Annotated in this window: 21 protein-coding genes; 20 read left to right on the top strand and 1 reads right to left on the bottom strand. The window is 67.7% G+C overall.

From position 1 onward, the window contains the following. The first annotated feature begins 10 nt into the window (after window positions 1-10). The 9 genes from K3888_RS00345 (at window position 11) to tuf (ending at window position 10,721) form a co-directional block, all read left to right on the top strand. A complete protein-coding gene (locus K3888_RS00345; RefSeq protein ID WP_230928241.1) occupies window positions 11-2,122 on the top strand; it encodes an acetyl/propionyl/methylcrotonyl-CoA carboxylase subunit alpha in 2,112 nt (703 codons plus the stop codon). Between the two features lie 5 nt (window positions 2,123-2,127). Further along, window positions 2,128-3,309 (top strand): acyl-CoA dehydrogenase family protein, encoded by a 1,182-nt coding sequence (locus tag K3888_RS00340; RefSeq protein WP_230928240.1) that lies wholly within the window; start codon window positions 2,128-2,130, stop codon window positions 3,307-3,309. Between the two features lie 11 nt (window positions 3,310-3,320). Next, entirely contained in the window at window positions 3,321-4,139 is an 819-nt protein-coding gene (locus K3888_RS00335) for an enoyl-CoA hydratase family protein (RefSeq protein ID WP_230928239.1), read from the top strand. A 69-nt stretch (window positions 4,140-4,208) separates the two neighbouring features. Continuing rightward, window positions 4,209-5,342, top strand: a complete 1,134-nt coding sequence (locus tag K3888_RS00330; RefSeq protein ID WP_230928238.1) for an NDMA-dependent alcohol dehydrogenase — start codon at window positions 4,209-4,211, stop codon at window positions 5,340-5,342. An 11-nt stretch (window positions 5,343-5,353) separates the two neighbouring features. Next, a complete protein-coding gene (locus tag K3888_RS00325) occupies window positions 5,354-6,004 on the top strand; it encodes a TetR family transcriptional regulator (RefSeq protein ID WP_230928237.1) in 651 nt (216 codons plus the stop codon). Between the two features lie 203 nt (window positions 6,005-6,207). Continuing rightward, the gene (gene rpsL, locus K3888_RS00320; protein WP_182631374.1) at window positions 6,208-6,579 is read left to right on the top strand and encodes a 30S ribosomal protein S12; all 372 of its coding nucleotides are present in this window, start codon (window positions 6,208-6,210) and stop codon (window positions 6,577-6,579) included. Continuing rightward, window positions 6,579-7,049 carry a 30S ribosomal protein S7 gene (gene rpsG, locus K3888_RS00315; RefSeq protein WP_230928236.1) on the top strand — a complete coding sequence of 157 codons (471 nt, stop codon included), beginning with the start codon at window positions 6,579-6,581 and terminating at the stop codon, window positions 7,047-7,049. The genes rpsL and rpsG overlap by 1 nt, the downstream gene beginning before the upstream one ends. Before the next feature lie 196 nt (window positions 7,050-7,245). Further along, window positions 7,246-9,357, top strand: a complete 2,112-nt coding sequence (gene fusA / locus K3888_RS00310; RefSeq protein ID WP_230928235.1) for an elongation factor G — start codon at window positions 7,246-7,248, stop codon at window positions 9,355-9,357. Between the two features lie 173 nt (window positions 9,358-9,530). After that, window positions 9,531-10,721 carry an elongation factor Tu gene (gene tuf / locus K3888_RS00305; RefSeq protein ID WP_230928234.1) on the top strand — a complete coding sequence of 397 codons (1,191 nt, stop codon included), beginning with the start codon at window positions 9,531-9,533 and terminating at the stop codon, window positions 10,719-10,721. 117 nt (window positions 10,722-10,838) lie between these two features. On the opposite strand, the gene K3888_RS00300 is transcribed toward tuf, so the two are convergent. Then, complete coding sequence (locus tag K3888_RS00300; RefSeq protein WP_230928233.1) at window positions 10,839-11,111, bottom strand: hypothetical protein; 273 nt, start codon at window positions 11,109-11,111, stop codon at window positions 10,839-10,841. A gap of 558 nt (window positions 11,112-11,669) precedes the next feature. Between K3888_RS00300 and rpsJ the strand changes: the two genes are divergently transcribed. Genes rpsJ through rpsQ form a run of 11 tightly spaced genes read left to right on the top strand, consistent with a single transcriptional unit; the run spans window position 11,670 to window position 17,028 of the window. Further along, window positions 11,670-11,975, top strand: coding sequence for a 30S ribosomal protein S10 (gene rpsJ, locus K3888_RS00295; protein ID WP_003938093.1), 306 nt, complete (start codon window positions 11,670-11,672; stop codon window positions 11,973-11,975). Between the two features lie 52 nt (window positions 11,976-12,027). Beyond that, the gene (gene rplC / locus K3888_RS00290; RefSeq protein ID WP_230928232.1) at window positions 12,028-12,693 is read left to right on the top strand and encodes a 50S ribosomal protein L3; all 666 of its coding nucleotides are present in this window, start codon (window positions 12,028-12,030) and stop codon (window positions 12,691-12,693) included. Then, window positions 12,690-13,379, top strand: a complete 690-nt coding sequence (rplD, locus tag K3888_RS00285; protein WP_230928231.1) for a 50S ribosomal protein L4 — start codon at window positions 12,690-12,692, stop codon at window positions 13,377-13,379. Before rplC ends, rplD begins: the two co-directional genes overlap by 4 nt. Beyond that, complete coding sequence (rplW, locus tag K3888_RS00280; RefSeq protein WP_230928230.1) at window positions 13,376-13,678, top strand: 50S ribosomal protein L23; 303 nt, start codon at window positions 13,376-13,378, stop codon at window positions 13,676-13,678. Before rplD ends, rplW begins: the two co-directional genes overlap by 4 nt. A 31-nt stretch (window positions 13,679-13,709) precedes the next feature. After that, window positions 13,710-14,546 (top strand): 50S ribosomal protein L2, encoded by an 837-nt coding sequence (rplB, locus tag K3888_RS00275; protein ID WP_230928229.1) that lies wholly within the window; start codon window positions 13,710-13,712, stop codon window positions 14,544-14,546. 14 nt (window positions 14,547-14,560) lie between these two features. Continuing rightward, window positions 14,561-14,842 carry a 30S ribosomal protein S19 gene (gene rpsS, locus K3888_RS00270; protein WP_007628126.1) on the top strand — a complete coding sequence of 94 codons (282 nt, stop codon included), beginning with the start codon at window positions 14,561-14,563 and terminating at the stop codon, window positions 14,840-14,842. Then, window positions 14,839-15,267, top strand: a complete 429-nt coding sequence (gene rplV, locus K3888_RS00265; RefSeq protein ID WP_230928228.1) for a 50S ribosomal protein L22 — start codon at window positions 14,839-14,841, stop codon at window positions 15,265-15,267. Before rpsS ends, rplV begins: the two co-directional genes overlap by 4 nt. Further along, window positions 15,268-16,086 carry a 30S ribosomal protein S3 gene (rpsC, locus tag K3888_RS00260; protein WP_230928227.1) on the top strand — a complete coding sequence of 273 codons (819 nt, stop codon included), beginning with the start codon at window positions 15,268-15,270 and terminating at the stop codon, window positions 16,084-16,086. A 2-nt stretch (window positions 16,087-16,088) separates the two neighbouring features. Then, window positions 16,089-16,505 (top strand): 50S ribosomal protein L16, encoded by a 417-nt coding sequence (gene rplP / locus K3888_RS00255; RefSeq protein WP_182631363.1) that lies wholly within the window; start codon window positions 16,089-16,091, stop codon window positions 16,503-16,505. Continuing rightward, a complete protein-coding gene (gene rpmC, locus K3888_RS00250) occupies window positions 16,505-16,735 on the top strand; it encodes a 50S ribosomal protein L29 (protein ID WP_010541176.1) in 231 nt (76 codons plus the stop codon). The genes rplP and rpmC overlap by 1 nt, the downstream gene beginning before the upstream one ends. 17 nt (window positions 16,736-16,752) lie before the next feature. Continuing rightward, a complete protein-coding gene (rpsQ, locus tag K3888_RS00245; protein WP_372459507.1) occupies window positions 16,753-17,028 on the top strand; it encodes a 30S ribosomal protein S17 in 276 nt (91 codons plus the stop codon). Window positions 17,029-17,171 lie beyond the last annotated feature (143 nt).

The following is a 17,171-nucleotide window of genomic DNA, read 5'->3' as shown; positions in this document are numbered from 1 at the left end:
GAACCAGACCATGAGCTCCACCAGTCCCGCCCAGCCCGCCCAGAAATCTCCGAAAGACCCGACAACAACGACGACGACACCGCCGGTCACCTCCGTCCTCGTGGCCAATCGCGGCGAGATCGCCCGGCGCGTCCACCGCACCGCCCGGTCACTGGGCATGGCGACGGTCGCCGTGTTCTCCGACGCGGACGCGGACTCGCCGCACGCCCGCGAGGCCGACGCCTCCGTGCGACTGCCCGGTAACACCCCAGCCGAGACCTACCTGCGCGGTGACCTGGTGATCGAGGCGGCCCTGGCCGCGGGCGCCGATGCCGTCCACCCCGGATACGGGTTCCTGTCGGAGAACGCGGGATTCGCCCGCGACGTCATGGCGGCAGGCCTGACCTGGGTCGGACCGCCCCCGCAGGCCATCGAGGCCATGGGCTCCAAGATCGAGGCCAAGAAGATGATGGCGGCGGCGGGCGTGCCCATGCTCACCGACCTCGAGCCCGACGACGTCACCGAGGACCTCCTGCCGGTCCTGGTCAAGGCCTCCGCCGGAGGTGGCGGGCGAGGGATGCGCATCGTGCGCACTCTCGACTCACTGCGCGACGAGATCGCGGCCGCCCGGCGTGAGGCGAAGTCGGCGTTCGGCGACGACGCGGTGTTCTGCGAGCGCTACCTCGAGCGCGGCCGGCACATCGAGGTCCAGATCATGGCCGACGCCCACGGCACCGTCTGGGCGGTGGGGGAGCGCGAGTGTTCCATCCAGCGCCGCCATCAGAAGGTCATCGAGGAGGCGCCCAGCCCGCTCGTCGAGCGCACGCCGGGGATGCGGGCGAAGCTGTTCGAGGCGGCCCGGGATGCCGCGACCGCGATCGGCTACACCGGCGCCGGGACGGTCGAGTTCCTGGCGACCGACGGTGGTGAGTTCTTCTTCCTCGAGATGAACACCCGCCTGCAGGTGGAGCACCCGGTCACCGAGGCCACCACCGGTCTGGATCTGGTGGCGCTGCAGTTCGACGTGGCCGCGGGTCTGCCGCTGTCCGCCGCCGAGCCCCCGGCCACGCACGGCTGGTCGCTGGAGGCCCGTCTGTACGCCGAGGATCCGGCGGACGACTATCGCCCCGGCTCCGGCGTCTTGTGGGCGCTCCAGGTGCCCGGTGTGACCTCGCGGTTCTCCGGCCCGCACAGGCCGGGGATCCGGCTGGACAGCGGCGTGGAGCCGGGACCGGACGGCACGCTCATCGGCGTCCACTACGACCCGATGCTGGCCAAGGTGATCTCCTACGGCCGGACCCGCACCGAGGCCTGCACCTCGCTCGCCGGGGCACTCGCCCGTGCCAGGATCCACGGGCCGACCACCAACCGGGCCCAGCTCGTGCGCGTGCTCCGCCATCCCGAGTTCCTCGCCGGCAATCTGTCGACGGCATTCCTCGACGACCACGGCACCGCAGAACTCGCCGCCCCGCTCGCCGACGACGAGGCCGTACGCATCTCGGCACTCGCCGCCGCGATCGTCTCCGGCACCGCGGATCACGCCGACGGTCCGGTCGCGCTCGCCCCGGCCGGATTCCGCAACGTCGGCCGCTCGCTGCAGACCCGCACCTACCGGGTCGGTGAGGACGAACTCGAGGTGGCCTACCTCCGCGACCGCGCCGGTGTCCGCCCCGCCGCCGAGGACCTCGACGGCATCGTGACGATCGGAGACGCCACCGCCGATTCGCTCGTCGTGGGGGTCGGTGGGGTTCACCGCACTCTCGCCGTTGCCCGGTACGAGACCCCGGGGGCCGACTCGCGCGTGGAGGTCGACTCCCCGCTCGGGCCCGTCTCGCTCGTCGAACCGCCCCGCTACACCGACCCGTCGGCGGAGGTCGCCGCAGGATCGCTGCTCGCCCCGATGCCGGGCTCGGTCATCCGCGTCGCGGTCTCGGTCGGGGACACGGTCACAGCAGGTCAGCCACTGCTCTGGATGGAGGCCATGAAGATGGAACACACCATCTCCGCGGCCATCGACGGCATCGTCACCGAGTTGCCCGTCGAGGTCGGCACGCAGGTCGAATCCGGCACCATCCTCGCCGTCGTCGTCGAACCCGGCGTCGACACCAGCACCGACACCAGCACCGACACCGAACAGGAGTGACCGCGATGACCGACATCTCGACCGTCCCCAACCCCGTGATCGACACCGACGAGCAGGCCCAGCTCCGGAAGGTCGCCTTCGACCTCGGCTCGCGCTACGGCCTGGAGTACATGCGCGAGAAATCCGACGCCGGCGAGACCACCGACGAACTGTGGACCGAGGCCGGCAAGCTCGGCCTGCTGGGCGTCAACCTGCCCGAAGAATACGGCGGGGGCGGCGCGGGCATGACCGAGCTGGCCATCGTCGAGGAGGAGCTGTCCGCCGCGGGCGCCGGGCTGCTCATGATGGTGGTCTCGCCGGCCATCAACGGGACGATCATCTCGCGCTTCGGCACCGAGGAACAGAAGCAGCGGTGGCTGCCCGGGATCGCGTCGGGGGAGACCATCACCTCCTTCGCGATCACCGAGCCCGACGCCGGATCCAACTCCCACGCCATCACGACCACCGCGCGCAGGGACGGCGCCGACTTCCTGCTCAGCGGGCAGAAGACCTATATCTCGGGTGTCGACCAGGCGGATGCGGTTCTCGTCGTCGCCCGTCTCGAGGGGTCCACCCCCGGCCGCCTCGAACCGGCGCTGTTCATGGTCCCCACCGACGCCCCGGGCCTGACGAGGGCTCACATCCCCACCGAGGTCCGCACGCCCGAACGGCAGTTCCAGCTGTTCTTCGACGACGTCCGCCTCCCCGCCGACGCGCTCATCGGCGACGGCGACACCGCGCTGCTCATGCTCTTCGCCGGCCTCAACCCGGAGCGCATCATGGCCTCCGGAATGGCCTGCGGGACCGCGCGCTACGCGATGGACAAGGCCACGAGGTATGCGAACGAGCGGTCGGTGTGGAAGACGCCGATCGGCGCGCACCAGGGCGTCGCCCACCCACTGGCCCAGTGCAAGATCGAGCTCGAACTCGCGCGACTGATGATGCGCAAGGCGGCGGCCCTGGTCGACGCCGGCATGGACGAGGCGGCCGGCGAGGCGGCGAACATGGCCAAGTACGCCTCGGGAGAGGTGTCGGCCCGGACCGTCGACCAGGCCATCCAGACCCTCGGCGGCAACGGACTCTCGGTGGAGTACGGGCTCGCCGGGATGCTCGCCGCGTCCCGACTGCCCCGCATCGCCCCCGTCAGCCGGGAGATGATCCTCAACTACGTCGCGCAGCACTCGCTCGGGCTGCCGAAGAGCTACTGAAGGTGGCGGCCATGAGTGACACGCACGCCGGCGGGCCGGCCCCTGCCGAGCAGACGGTGGTCCGCTACGAGGTCCGGGCCGGCGCCGCGCGCATCGACCTGGACTCACCGCACAACCGCAACGCCCTGTCGACCGCGCTCATCGAGCAACTCCACGCCGCGCTCGACGGTGCCGCGGGCGACGACGCCGCCCGCGTCGTGGTGCTCGGGCACACCGGCGGGACCTTCTGCGCCGGCGCCGACCTCTCCGAGGCCTCGGGAGGCACCGGCCGACCCGAGGAGCAGGCGGCCGAACGGACCAGGGTCTTCCTGGGACTGTTGCGGGCGATCATCGCCCACCCCAAACCGGTGATCGCCGCCGTCGACGGCCATGTGCGGGCCGGCGGCATGGGCCTGGTCGCCGCGTGCGACCTCGCGATCGCCGGGCGCTCGTCGACGTTCGCGCTGACCGAGGTCCGGCTGGGGCTCGCCGCCGCGATGATCTCGGTGCCCCTGGCAGCGCGCGTCAGCCCCCGCGATCTCGCACGGGCACTGCTGACGGGGGAGAAGTTCGACTCCGCGCACGCCCGGGCCATCGGCCTGCTCACCGAGGCCCCGGAGGACGTCCCGGCCGCCGTGGACCGGCTGGTGGCCTCGTTCCGCCCGTGCTCGCCGCAGGGGCTGACGGAGAACAAGGCGCTGCTCGCCACGCCGCTGCTGGCCGAGCTCGACGCCCGGGGGGAGGAGCTGGCCGGGATCACCGCCCGGTTGTTCACGACCCCGGAGGTGGCCGAGGGGATGACCGCATTCCTCGAACGCAGATCGCCTGCCTGGGCGGCGGACGCGGAGTAGCGTGAAGTGTGGTGTTGGTCACACGACCAGCACCGCCTTCACCGTCGTCTCTCATCGAGGAGTACACGCATGCGCACCAAGGCCGCCATCATCCGCGAACCCAAGCAGGACGGCTGGGAGATCGTCGAGGTGGACATCGACGACCCGAAGGCCGGGGAGGTCCAGATCAAGCTGGCCGCCTCCGGCCTGTGCCATTCAGATGAGCACCTGCTCACCGGTGATCTGCAGTTCGAGTCGTACCCGATCATGGGCGGGCACGAGGGCGCCGGCGTGATCACCAAGGTCGGCGAGGGCGTACGGGGGCTGGAGGAGGGCGATCACGTAGTCCTGGCGTTCATCCCCGCCTGCGGCACATGCCCGCCCTGCTCGGAGGGGCTGCAGAACCTCTGCGACAACGGCGCCGGCCTGCTCAGCGGCCGTGCGATCAGTGACGGCGGCTACCGCGTCCATACCGCCGACGGCGAGGACGTGGCCACGATGTGCGTCCTCGGCACCTTCGCGCCGCACGTCACCGTGCACGAGTCCTCGGTGATCAAGATCGAGAAGGACATCCCCCTCGACAAGGCCGCGCTCCTCGGCTGCGGCGTCTGCACGGGCTGGGGATCGGCCACCGAGATCGGCGGCGCCAAGGAGGGCGACGTCGTCGTCGTCGTCGGTGTCGGCGGTATCGGCATCAACTCGGTACAGGGCGCCGCGGCCGCGGGCGCCCGCGCGATCGTGGCCGTCGACCCGATCGAGTTCAAGCGCGAGAAGGCGCTCGAGTTCGGCGCCACCCACACCTGTGCCTCCATGGATGAGGCCATGGCGTTGGTGGGGGAGATCAGCTGGGGCAGAATGGCTGATCTGGTGATCCTGACCATGGGCGTCGTCGAGGGCAAAGATCTGCTGCCCGGCCTCCTGCTCACCGGCAAGGGGCGGCGCTGCGTGGTGGTGGGGCTGGGCGACATGACCGCGGTCGACGCACAGATCTCCATCCTGGATCTGGCGATGCAGCAGAAGACCCTCCAGGGGGCCATCTTCGGCGGCACCGGCCCGCGCAAGCAGATCCCGCATCTGCTGCACCAGTACCGTGCGGGCAACCTCAAGCTCGACGAACTGATCACCACGACATACCGGCTCGAGGACATCAACCAGGGCTATCAGGACATGCGGGACGGGAAGAACATACGCGGCGTCATCATCTACGACGAGCAGGACTGGTAACAGGAGGAGACATGACGGGACCCGAGCAGCGCGTCCCCAAGCAGGACCGCAGCCGCATCACGCGGGAGCGGTTGCTCGGTGCTTCCATCGATCTCCTCGCGACGCAGGGCTGGGCGGCGACCACCGTGGGCGCGGTGGCCGCCGCCGCCGGCGTCTCACGGGGCGCAGCCCAGCACCACTTCCCGACCCGCGAGGACCTGATCACCGCCGCTCTCGAGCACATGATCGAGCAGCGTGTCGAGAGCGTGCGCGCCGTCGGGCTGGAACTCCCGGAGCCCGGGCCGGACCGCACCGTCGCGGTGGTGCGACTGATCGTCGAGCACTACACCTCCGACCTGTTCAAGGCCGCACTGCAGGTGTGGACGGCGGCCGCCAGCGATCCCGCACTCGCGGACCGGGTGCTTCCCCTGGAGACCGCGATGTCGCGCGAGGTCCTCGGCATCGCCGCGGCCGCTCTCGAGCGCGACCCCTCGGACGCCCGCGTCCGCCGGGCGCTGCAGGCGACCCTCGATCTCGCGCGTGGCCTCGGCCTGGCCGACGTACTCTCCGACGATTCCGGGCGTCGTGACAAGATCATCCGATTCTGGGCGCAGACGATGGACGAGGTCCTCGACGAAGCCGGAAAATCCCACCCGGCCGTGGGGAACCGCGGCCCATTTTGACCCGGTATCCCCAGGCCGGTTAGGCTTGACCATCGTGCTCGCAGTATGCGAGCTGGAGGATCGTGCCCTGTAGGCCAGCGAGAGCGGCTGACGAGGTCGCCCGTGCGCGGCGACGGGTGTTCGAGAGTCCGGATACGAGCAACGTCCCAGTGACCGGTGGTCGCCAGTGAAAGCGGTGGCCTCCAGCTAGAGAAAGTCGGTTCATGCCAACCATCAACCAGCTGGTCCGCAAGGGCCGCCAGGACAAGAAGTCGGCGACGTCGACGGCTGCCCTCAAGGGCTCGCCCCAGCGTCGCGGCGTGTGCACGCGTGTGTACACCACGACCCCCAAGAAGCCGAACTCCGCGCTCCGTAAGGTCGCCCGTGTGCGCCTGACCACCGGCGTCGAGGTCTCCGCTTACATCCCCGGTGAGGGCCACAACCTCCAGGAGCACTCGATGGTGCTCGTCCGCGGTGGTCGTGTGAAGGACCTCCCGGGTGTCCGTTACAAGATCATCCGTGGCTCGCTCGACACGCAGGGCGTGAAGGACCGCAAGCAGGCCCGCTCCCGCTACGGCGCCAAGAAGGAGAAGTAATGCCTCGTAAGGGTCCCGCCCCCAAGCGCCAGCTCATCAGCGACCCGGTCTACGGTTCGCCGCTGGTCACTCAGCTCGTCAACAAGATCCTCCTCGACGGCAAGAAGACGACCGCCGAGCGCATCGTCTACTCCGCGATGGAGATCTGCCGCGAGAAGACTGGCACCGACCCGGTCATCACCCTCAAGAAGGCCCTGGACAACGTCCGGCCGGCCCTCGAGGTCCGCTCCCGTCGCGTCGGCGGCGCCACCTACCAGGTGCCCGTCGAGGTGCGCCCCGGACGCTCCACCACCCTCGCGATGCGCTGGCTGGTCACCTTCTCCCGGCAGCGTCGTGAGAACACCATGATCGAGCGGCTCGCCAACGAGATCCTGGACGCCTCGAACGGCCTGGGTGCCGCGGTCAAGCGCCGCGAGGACACCCACAAGATGGCCGAGGCCAACCGGGCGTTCGCGCACTACCGCTGGTGACTCGGTGGGCCCCTGGCGGGGTGGCGTCGTCAAGACCCCCCGTCCAGGGTCCCGCAGCCGCCCACTTGGTGGCATCATTGACCAAGCCCCGTCTCGCCTCGCTGAGAGTGCGCAGCCGGAATCAACACAATGACCCGGTTCGGACGGTCGACACCGACCGCACGGGCCACCGACGACTCACGATCGGGGAGAATCCGTGGCACAGGACGTGCTGACCGACCTCAACAAGGTCCGCAACATCGGCATCATGGCGCACATCGACGCCGGTAAGACCACCACGACCGAGCGCATCCTGTTCTACACGGGTGTCAACCGTAAGGCTGGCGAGACGCACGACGGCGCGTCGACGACCGACTGGATGGAGCAGGAGAAGGAGCGTGGCATCACGATCACCTCCGCCGCGGTCACCTGCTTCTGGGAAGACAACCAGATCAACATCATCGACACCCCGGGCCACGTCGACTTCACGGTCGAGGTCGAGCGGTCGCTGCGCGTGCTCGACGGCGCCGTCGCGGTCTTCGACGGCAAGGAGGGCGTCGAGCCCCAGTCGGAGCAGGTCTGGCGCCAGGCCGAGAAGTACGACGTCCCCCGTATCTGCTTCGTCAACAAGATGGACAAGCTGGGCGCGGACTTCTACTACACCGTCCAGACGATCGTCGATCGTCTCGGTGCTAAGCCGCTGATCCTCCAGCTCCCGATCGGTGCTGAGGACGCGTTCGACGGCGTCGTCGACCTGCTCACCATGAAGGCGCACTTCTGGCGTGGCAAGACCGAGATCGGAAGCGCCGCCTCGATCGAGGACATCCCGGCCGACCTGCAGGAGAAGGCCGAGGAGTACCGCGAGAAGCTCCTCGAGACGGTCGCCGAGACCGACGAAGAGCTCATGGAGAAGTACTTCGGCGGCGAAGAGCTGACCATCGACGAGATCAAGGCCGCGATCCGCAAGCTCGTGGTCAACTCGGAGATCTACCCGGTCCTGTGTGGCTCCGCGTACAAGAACAAGGGCATCCAGCCCATGCTCAACGCGGTCATCGACTTCCTCCCGACCCCGCTGGACGTCGGCGAGGTCCACGGCCACAAGGTCGGCGACGAGGAGACCGAGATCCTGCGCAAGCCGTCCAAGGACGAGCCGTTCTCGGCGCTCGCGTTCAAGATCGCCGTGCACCCGTTCTTCGGCAAGCTCACCTTCGTGCGCGTCTACTCGGGTCGAGTCGAGCCGGGCACCCAGGTCGCCAACTCGACCAAGGGCCGCAAGGAGCGCGTCGGCAAGCTCTTCCAGATGCACGCCAACAAGGAGAACCCGGTCGAGGAGGCCGTGGCCGGCAACATCTACGCCTTCATCGGACTCAAGGACACCACCACCGGTGACACCCTGTGTGACCTGAACGACCAGGTCGTCCTTGAGTCGATGACGTTCCCGGACCCGGTCATCGACGTCTCCATCGAGCCCAAGACCAAGGCCGACCAGGAGAAGCTGGGCACCGCGATCCAGAAGCTCGCCGAGGAGGATCCGACCTTCACCGTGCGTCTGGACGACGAGACGGGTCAGACCGTCATCGGCGGCATGGGTGAGCTCCACCTCGACGTGCTGGTCGACCGCATGAAGCGGGAGTTCAAGGTCGAGGCGAACGTCGGTAAGCCGCAGGTGGCCTACCGCGAGACCATCAAGGGCTCGGTCGACAAGTTCGACTACACCCACAAGAAGCAGACCGGTGGTTCCGGTCAGTTCGCCAAGGTGCAGATCGCTCTCGGGCCCCTGGATCAGGAGGCCGTCGAAGAGGGCGAGACCTATGTGTTCGACGACAAGGTCACCGGTGGCCGCGTGCCCAAGGAGTACATCCCCTCCGTGGACGCGGGCATCAAGGACGCCATGCAGTACGGCATCCTGGCCGGGTACCCGATGGTCAACGTCAAGGCGACCCTCGTAGACGGTGCCTACCACGAGGTCGACTCGTCGGAGATGGCGTTCAAGGTCGCGGGCTCGATGGCCTTCAAGGAGGCCGCACGCAAGTGTCAGCCCGTGATCCTCGAGCCGCTGATGGCCGTCGAGGTCACCACGCCGGAGGACTACATGGGCGACGTGATCGGCGACCTCAACTCCCGCCGCGGCCAGGTCAACGCGATGGAGGAGCGCTCCGGCGCCCGCGTCGTGAAGGCCAACGTGCCGCTGTCCGAGATGTTCGGCTACGTCGGCGACCTCCGGTCGAAGACGCAGGGCCGGGCCAACTACTCGATGGTCTTCTCCCACTACGCCGAGGTTCCGGCGAGTGTGTCGAAGGAGATCATCGCCAAGGCGACCGGCGAGTAACCGGTATGGTCCCGTTCCGCTCTCGTGGCGGGATGGGGCCGATGCCGGCGGCGCACGGTCGAACCTCCGGGTGGCCGCCGGTTCGTGCCCCACGGCACGATGAGTAAGATCAATCCACACAAAGCAGTGCCCACTACCCGAAGTGGGGACAGACCAGTCCAGGAGGACATCAAGTGGCGAAGGCGAAGTTCGAGCGGACGAAGCCGCACGTTAACATCGGCACCATCGGTCACGTCGACCATGGCAAGACCACCACCACCGCGGCCATCACCAAGGTACTCGCGGACGCGTTCCCGGACCTCAACGACTCGTTCGCGTTCGACGAGATCGACAAGGCGCCGGAGGAGAAGGCTCGTGGTATCACGATCAACATCTCCCACGTCGAGTACCAGACCGAGAAGCGTCACTACGCGCACGTCGACGCCCCCGGTCACGCCGACTACATCAAGAACATGATCACCGGTGCCGCCCAGATGGACGGCGCGATCCTGGTCGTGGCCGCCACTGACGGCCCGATGCCCCAGACGCGTGAGCACGTGCTGCTCGCCCGTCAGGTCGGCGTTCCGTACATCCTCGTCGCGCTCAACAAGTGCGACATGGTGGACGACGAGGAGATCCTCGAGCTCGTCGAGATGGAGGTCCGCGAGCTGCTGGCTTCGCAGGACTTCGACGAGGACGCCCCCGTCATCCACATCTCCGCCCTGAAGGCTCTCGAGGGCGAGCAGAAGTGGGTCGACTCGGTCCTGGAGCTCATGCAGGCCTGTGACGACTCCATCCCGGATCCCGAGCGCGAGACGGACAAGCCGTTCCTCATGCCGGTCGAGGACGTCTTCACCATCACCGGTCGTGGCACCGTCGTCACCGGTCGTATCGAGCGTGGCCAGATCAACGTGAACGAGGATGTCGAGCTCATCGGCATCAAGGAGAAGGCCACCAAGACCACCATCACGGGCATCGAGATGTTCCGTAAGCTGCTCGACTACGGCGAGGCGGGCGACAACGTCGGTCTGCTGGTCCGTGGCCTCAAGCGTGAGGACGTCGAGCGCGGCCAGGTCGTCATCAAGCCGGGCGCCTACACCCCGCACACCACGTTCGAGGGCCAGGCGTACATCCTGTCCAAGGACGAGGGCGGCCGCCACACGCCGTTCTTCAACAACTACCGTCCGCAGTTCTACTTCCGTACCACGGACGTCACCGGCGTCGTGACCCTCCCCGAGGGCACCGAGATGGTCATGCCGGGCGACAACACCGAGATGAGCGTCGAGCTCATCCAGCCGGTCGCCATGGACGAGGGCCTGCGCTTCGCGATCCGTGAGGGTGGCCGCACCGTCGGCGCCGGACAGGTCACCAAGATCATCAAGTGATCGTCTGACCTCGCGGACCGGGTGAAGTTACCGGACCAGATAGTAAGGGGCGCCCCGCTCAGGCGGGGCGCCCCTTACTCTATTTGTCGGCTTCCGGCGGGTCGGACGGACAGATGGTCACCGGCGACGTCCGAGCACGCTCATCGCCACGGAGAGCCCGATCGCGGCCACGCCGGCCAGCGCGGTCACCGCCACCGCGGCGACCTGCTCGGCCGAGGCGGAATGTTCACCGCGTGCCGAGCCGATGACCCCGTGCCTCCGGTCGACCTCCTCGAGGGCCCGCAGCAACTCGTCCGGGTCGCCGCCCTTGTCCGGGTGATGACGCAGCACGGCCTGACGACGGTCCCTCTTGTAGGCGGCGGGATCACGTGGTTCGCGGCGGGTGTTCACGGGGGGAGCTCCTCGGGTCAGGCTCGACAGGTCGATTCTCGTTTCGACGATACCGGGGCCGGGGCGGGGTCCCCCAGCGTCGGTGGGCACCTCTGTATCGGGTCTGTCCCGGGCGATTTTGCTCTGCGCGCTACCGTGCGGCATACTGGTGAAGTTGCCCGGACAAGGCGGCGTCCGAACGCGGGTAAATTCTACTCGCGCCAGGGGCCGGGTTGGCCGGGCGAGCACGACCGTGGCGGGTGAGCGATCACCCGCCGGAAAAGTGGGAGGGCGACACGCCCGACCGCGTGGACGCGTCGTGACACGTCAACAGCGGCAGCGGATCGGTCCGCCGTCTTCTTCGCCCAGCGGGGAGCGGCATCCCGTCCTCTGGATCACCTGAGTCGTGTTGCGCCTATGGCCGCGCGTCCGGGGACCTCCACGACGGGCACCGATGCACGAGACCGGGTGGTAGACGGTTTGACGGTGTCACATATGACAAGCGAACACAGCAGTGTCCCCGCCAGGCGAGGGCGCTCACGACAGCCGCCTTCACGGGCGGGAGGAGAAGAGGACGAAGTGGCGGGACAAAAGATCCGCATCCGGCTCAAGGCCTACGACCACGAGGCGATCGACGCCTCGGCGCGCAAGATCGTCGAGACGGTGACCCGTACCGGCGCTCGCGTCGTCGGTCCGGTGCCGCTGCCCACCGAGAAGAACGTTTACTGCGTCATCCGCTCGCCGCACAAGTACAAGGACTCGCGTGAGCACTTCGAGATGCGTACCCACAAGCGGCTGATCGACATCCTCGACCCCACGCCCAAGACCGTGGACGCGCTCATGCGTATCGACCTGCCTGCCAGCGTCGACGTCAACATCCAGTGACCTCCGACCGCGTAGCGGTCAGCAAGCAACGTGCAGCGGAGACAGTGAACAGATGAGTAACACCGAGATCAAGGGCATCCTGGGCGCCAAGCTCGGCATGACCCAGGTCTTCGACGAGAACAACCGGGTGGTTCCGGTCACCGTCGTCAAGGCCGGGCCGTGCGTCGTCACCGGGATTCGTACCGAAGAGACCGACGGCTACAACGCCGTCCAGATCGCGTTCGGCGCGATCGACCCCCGCAAGGTCACCAAGCCTGTCGCGGGTCAGTTCGAGAAGGCCGGGGTCACCCCGCGCCGCCATGTCGCGGAGATCCGCCTCGAGAACGCCGAGCAGGCCGCCGGCTTCGAGATCGGCCAGGAGCTCGGCGCGGACGTGTTCGAGGACGGCGCTTTCGTCGACGTCACCGGAACGTCCAAGGGCAAGGGCTTCGCCGGCACCATGAAGCGTCACGGCTTCGCCGGTCAGGGCGCGTCGCACGGTACCCAGGCCGTCCACCGCAAGCCGGGCTCGATCGGTGGCGCAGCCACCCCGGGTCGCGTCTTCCGCGGCAAGAAGATGGCTGGCCGCATGGGTAACGAGCGGGTCACCACCATGAACCTCAAGGTCCACAAGGTCGACGCCGAGGCCGGCGTCCTCCTCATCAAGGGTGCCATCCCCGGTCGCAACGGCGGCCTCGTGATGGTCCGTTCCGCAGTGAAGGGCGGTGCGCGCGCATGACCACCACGGAGAAGACCGTGAACCTCAAGCTCGACGTCCGTACTCCGGCCGGGAAGACCGACGGTGCCGTCGAGCTCCCCGCCGAGATCTTCGGTGTCGAGCCCAACCTGCCGCTGATGCATCAGGTCGTGGTGGCCCAGCTGGCCGCCGCACGTCAGGGCACCCACTCGACCAAGACCCGTGGCGAGGTGCGCGGCGGTGGCCGCAAGCCGTTCCGTCAGAAGGGCACCGGCCGCGCGCGCCAGGGCTCGACCCGCGCACCCGCGTACACCGGCGGTGGCACCGTCCACGGTCCGAAGCCGCGGGACTACTCGCAGCGCACGCCCAAGAAGATGAAGGCCGCCGCCCTGCGCGGAGCCCTGTCCGACCGGGTTGCCAGCGAGCGGCTCCACGTCGTGACCGAGTTCATCGAGGGGCAGAAGCCGTCGACCTCGGGCGTCCGGACGTTCCTGGCGTCGTTGTCCGACCGCAAGAAGTTCCTGATCGTGGTGGGTCGTGAGGACCTCGCTGCGTGGCGCTCGGTCGCCAACCTCGATCACGTCCACCCGATCGCTCCGGATCAGCTCAACACCTACGACGTCCTCAACGCCGACGACGTCGTGTTCACGGTCGAGACTCTGGACGCGTTCGTCACGCAGGCGGGTCGCATCCTCGCCGGCAAGGCTGCGAAGGAGGCCGACAAGTGAGCACAGTCGCCGATCCCCGGGACGTGATTCTCGCCCCGGTCGTCTCCGAGAAGGCCTACGGCCTGCTCGAGCAGGGCGTGTACACGTTCCTGGTGGCGCCGGACGCCAACAAGACGCAGATCAAGATCGCCATCCAGGAGATCTTCGGCGTCACCGTTGATTCCGTCAACACCGCAAACCGTAAGGGCAAGCGCAAGCGCACCCGCACCGGGTTCGGTCAGCGCAAGAGCACCAAGCGCGCCATCGTGACCCTCGCGGCCGACAGCAAGCCCATCGAGATCCCGGGTCTGACCGCCTGACGGCGGGAAGAGTTAAGGACGAGAGAACCTCATGGCTATCCGCAAGTACAAGCCCACGACCCCCGGTCGTCGCGGCTCGAGCGTCTCGGACTTCGCCGAGATCACCCGCTCGACGCCCGAGAAGTCGCTGCTGCGCCCGCTGAGCAAGACCGGCGGTCGTAACGGCCACGGCCGTATCACCACCCGCCACAAGGGCGGTGGGCACAAGCGCCAGTACCGTGTCATCGACTTCCGTCGCAACGACAAGGACGGCGTGCTCGCCACCGTCGCGCACATCGAGTACGACCCGAACCGCACCGCCAACATCGCCCTGCTGCACTACGCAGACGGTGAGAAGCGGTACATCCTGGCCCCGCGCAACCTGAAGCAGGGCATGAAGGTCGAGTCGGGCGCGAACGCCGACATCAAGACCGGCAACAACCTGCCGCTCCGCAACATCCCCGCCGGCACCGTCGTGCACGTCGTGGAGCTGCGTCCGGGTGGCGGCGCCAAGATGGCCCGCGCGGCCGGCGCCGGGATCCAGCTTCTCGGTAAGGAAGGTGCCTACGCCACGCTGCGTATGCCCTCCGGCGAGATCCGTCGTGTCGACGTCCGTTGCCGGGCGACGATCGGCGAGGTCGGCAACGCCGAGCAGATCAACATCAACTGGGGTAAGGCCGGCCGCATGCGGTGGAAGGGCGTTCGCCCGACCGTCCGTGGCGTGGTCATGAACCCCGTCGACCACCCGCACGGCGGTGGCGAGGGTAAGACGTCCGGTGGACGTCACCCCGTCAGCCCGTGGGGACAGCTTGAGGGACGTACCCGCAAGCCCAACAAGGCGAGTGACAGTCTTATCGTCCGTCGCCGTCGCACCGGCAAGAAGCGCTAAGGAGGGAAACTAGGATGCCTCGTAGTCTCAAGAAGGGTCCGTTCGTCGACGAACACCTCCTCGCGAAGGTGGACGTGCAGAACGACAAGGGCACTCATCAGGTCATCAAGACCTGGTCGCGTCGCTCGACGATCCTGCCCGATTTCATCGGACACACGTTTGCCGTTCATGACGGCCGGAAGCATGTGCCCGTGTTCGTGTCCGACTCGATGGTGGGTCACAAGCTCGGCGAGTTCGCGCCGACGCGCACGTTCAAGGGGCACATCAAGGACGATCGGAAGAGTAAGCGTCGATGAGCACTGATACCCAGCAGAACGAGCAGCAGGCCGATCAGAACCTGACGGCCCGCGCGACCGCGAAGTTCGTCCGCGTCACGCCCATGAAGGCGCGTCGCGTGATCGACCTGATCCGTGGCAAGGACGCTGCCGACGCGCTGAACACGCTGCGGTTCGCCCCGCAGTCCGCCAGCGAGCCCGTCGCCAAGGTCCTGGCCTCTGCGATCGCCAATGCAGAGAACAACCTCGACCTGGATCCCCGGACCCTGGTCGTCTCGACGGCGTACGCCGACGAGGGCCCGACGCTCAAGCGGTTTCAGCCGCGTGCACAGGGTCGTGCGTTCCGCGTGCGTAAGCGCACGAGCCACATCACCATCGAGGTGACCAGCGTGCCCGACAAGGCCGGTGCCGGCCGGGGACGTCGCAACCAGGGAGGTGCCCGCTAAATGGGACAGAAGATCCAGCCGCACGGCTTCCGTCTCGGCATCACCTCGGACTGGACGTCCAAGTGGTATGCCGACAAGCAGTACGCTGACTACGTCGCCGAGGACATCAAGATCCGCGAGCTCCTGTCCAAGGGCATGGAGCGGGCCGGCATCTCGGGCGTCGACATCTCGCGTACCCGTGACCGGGTCCACGTCGACATCCACACCGCCCGCCCGGGCATCGTGATCGGTCGTCGTGGCGCCGAGGCCGACCGCCTGCGTGGCGAGCTCGAGAAGCTCACCGGCAAGCAGGTCCACCTCAACATCCTCGAGATCAAGAACACCGAGGCCGACGCCCAGCTGGTGGCCCAGGGCATCGCCGAGCAGCTCACGAACCGCGTGGCGTTCCGCCGCGCGATGCGTAAGGGCATCCAGTCGGCCATGCGTCAGCCCCAGGTCAAGGGCATCAAGGTGGTCTGCTCGGGTCGTCTCGGCGGCGCCGAGATGTCCCGCTCGGAGCGGTACCACGAGGGACGCGTCCCTCTGCACACCCTGCGTGCCGAGATCGACTACGGCACCTACGAGGCCAAGACGACCTTCGGTCGCATCGGCGTCAAGGTGTGGATCTACAAGGGTGACGTCGTCGGCGGTCGTCGCGAGTCCGACCAGTTCGCCCAGTCCAGCAACCGCGGCGGTGGCGACCGTGGCCCGCGCCGCGAGCGTGGCGCCGGTCGGCCGCGTCGTTCCGGCGCCCAGGGCACCACGGCCACGAGCACCGAGACCGGCCGCGCCGGCTCGGCTGCCCCGGCCGAGGCGCCCGCAGAAAACAAGGAGGCCTGACAGTGCTGATCCCCAAGCGCGTCAAGCACCGCAAGCAGCACCACCCCGGTCGTAAGGGCGGGGCGAAGGGCGGCACCAAGGTGACGTTCGGTGACTACGGGATCCAGGCTCTCGAGCCGGCCTACATCACCAACCGGCAGATCGAGTCCGCTCGTATCGCGATCAACCGCCACATCAAGCGTGGCGGCAAGGTCTGGATCAACATCTACCCGGATCGTCCGCTGACGAAGAAGCCCGCCGAGGTCCGGATGGGTTCCGGTAAGGGATCCGTCGAGTGGTGGGTCGCCAACGTCAAGCCGGGTCGCATCCTGTTCGAGATGTCGTACCCGAACGAGGAGACCGCTCGGGAAGCTCTGCGCCGCGCGCAGCACAAGCTCCCGTGCAAGACCCGCATCGTCACCCGGGAGGAGCAGTTCTGATGGCAAGTGGAATCACCGCCCCCGAGCTGCGCGAGCTCGACGCCGATGCGCTGACCGCGCGCCTGCGCGAGGCCAAGGAAGAGCTGTTCAACCTGCGCTTCCAGATGGCCACCGGTCAGCTGACCAACAACCGTCGCCTGCGGGTCGTACGACACGACATCGCGCGCATCTACACCGTCATCCGTGAGCGTGAGCTCGGGCTGTCGGCGGCGCCGGGTGATGCCAAGTGAGTGACAAGGAAACAGTTGTGACTGAGTCAGGCGAGAGCACGGAGCGCAACAGCCGCAAGGTGCGCATCGGGTACGTCGTGTCCGACAAGATGGAGAAGACCATCGTCGTCGAGCTCGAGGACCGCGTGAAGCATCCCCTGTACGGCAAGATCATGCGCCGCACGGAGCGTGTGAAGGCGCACGACGAGACCAACACCGCCGGCATCGGCGATCGCGTGCGGATCATGGAGACCCGCCCGATCTCCGCCAGCAAGCGGTACCGCCTCGTCGAGGTGCTGGAGCGGGCCAAGTAGTCCACTCCACTAAGATAGTCCGGCCCGGCCACGAGAACTCTCGTGGCCGGGCCGACGTCTGTTCTCGGTGTTTCTCGCCGTGAGACCTCGCCGCCGAGGATTACCCCGGCGAAACACAATATGAGTAATGTGTCACCCGTTCG

This window comes from Dietzia aurantiaca (genome assembly GCF_021033825.1).
Lineage (GTDB): Bacteria > Actinomycetota > Actinomycetes > Mycobacteriales > Mycobacteriaceae > Dietzia > Dietzia aurantiaca.
Note: the sequence above shows the minus strand (reverse complement) of the source record. Positions and strands in the feature narration are given on the sequence as shown.

Coding starts and splice junctions, on each gene's coding strand:
- rpmC (WP_010541176.1), top strand. CDS start 16,505: ATGGCAAGTGGAATCACCGCCCCCGAGCTGCGCGAGCTCGACGCCGAT.
- rplD (WP_230928231.1), top strand. CDS start 12,690: ATGACCACCACGGAGAAGACCGTGAACCTCAAGCTCGACGTCCGTACT.
- rpsS (WP_007628126.1), top strand. CDS start 14,561: ATGCCTCGTAGTCTCAAGAAGGGTCCGTTCGTCGACGAACACCTCCTC.
- K3888_RS00325 (WP_230928237.1), top strand. CDS start 5,354: ATGACGGGACCCGAGCAGCGCGTCCCCAAGCAGGACCGCAGCCGCATC.
- rplV (WP_230928228.1), top strand. CDS start 14,839: ATGAGCACTGATACCCAGCAGAACGAGCAGCAGGCCGATCAGAACCTG.
- K3888_RS00340 (WP_230928240.1), top strand. CDS start 2,128: ATGACCGACATCTCGACCGTCCCCAACCCCGTGATCGACACCGACGAG.
- rpsL (WP_182631374.1), top strand. CDS start 6,208: ATGCCAACCATCAACCAGCTGGTCCGCAAGGGCCGCCAGGACAAGAAG.
- K3888_RS00335 (WP_230928239.1), top strand. CDS start 3,321: ATGAGTGACACGCACGCCGGCGGGCCGGCCCCTGCCGAGCAGACGGTG.
- K3888_RS00330 (WP_230928238.1), top strand. CDS start 4,209: ATGCGCACCAAGGCCGCCATCATCCGCGAACCCAAGCAGGACGGCTGG.
- rpsG (WP_230928236.1), top strand. CDS start 6,579: ATGCCTCGTAAGGGTCCCGCCCCCAAGCGCCAGCTCATCAGCGACCCG.
- rplB (WP_230928229.1), top strand. CDS start 13,710: ATGGCTATCCGCAAGTACAAGCCCACGACCCCCGGTCGTCGCGGCTCG.
- rpsC (WP_230928227.1), top strand. CDS start 15,268: ATGGGACAGAAGATCCAGCCGCACGGCTTCCGTCTCGGCATCACCTCG.
- rplC (WP_230928232.1), top strand. CDS start 12,028: ATGAGTAACACCGAGATCAAGGGCATCCTGGGCGCCAAGCTCGGCATG.
- K3888_RS00345 (WP_230928241.1), top strand. CDS start 11: ATGAGCTCCACCAGTCCCGCCCAGCCCGCCCAGAAATCTCCGAAAGAC.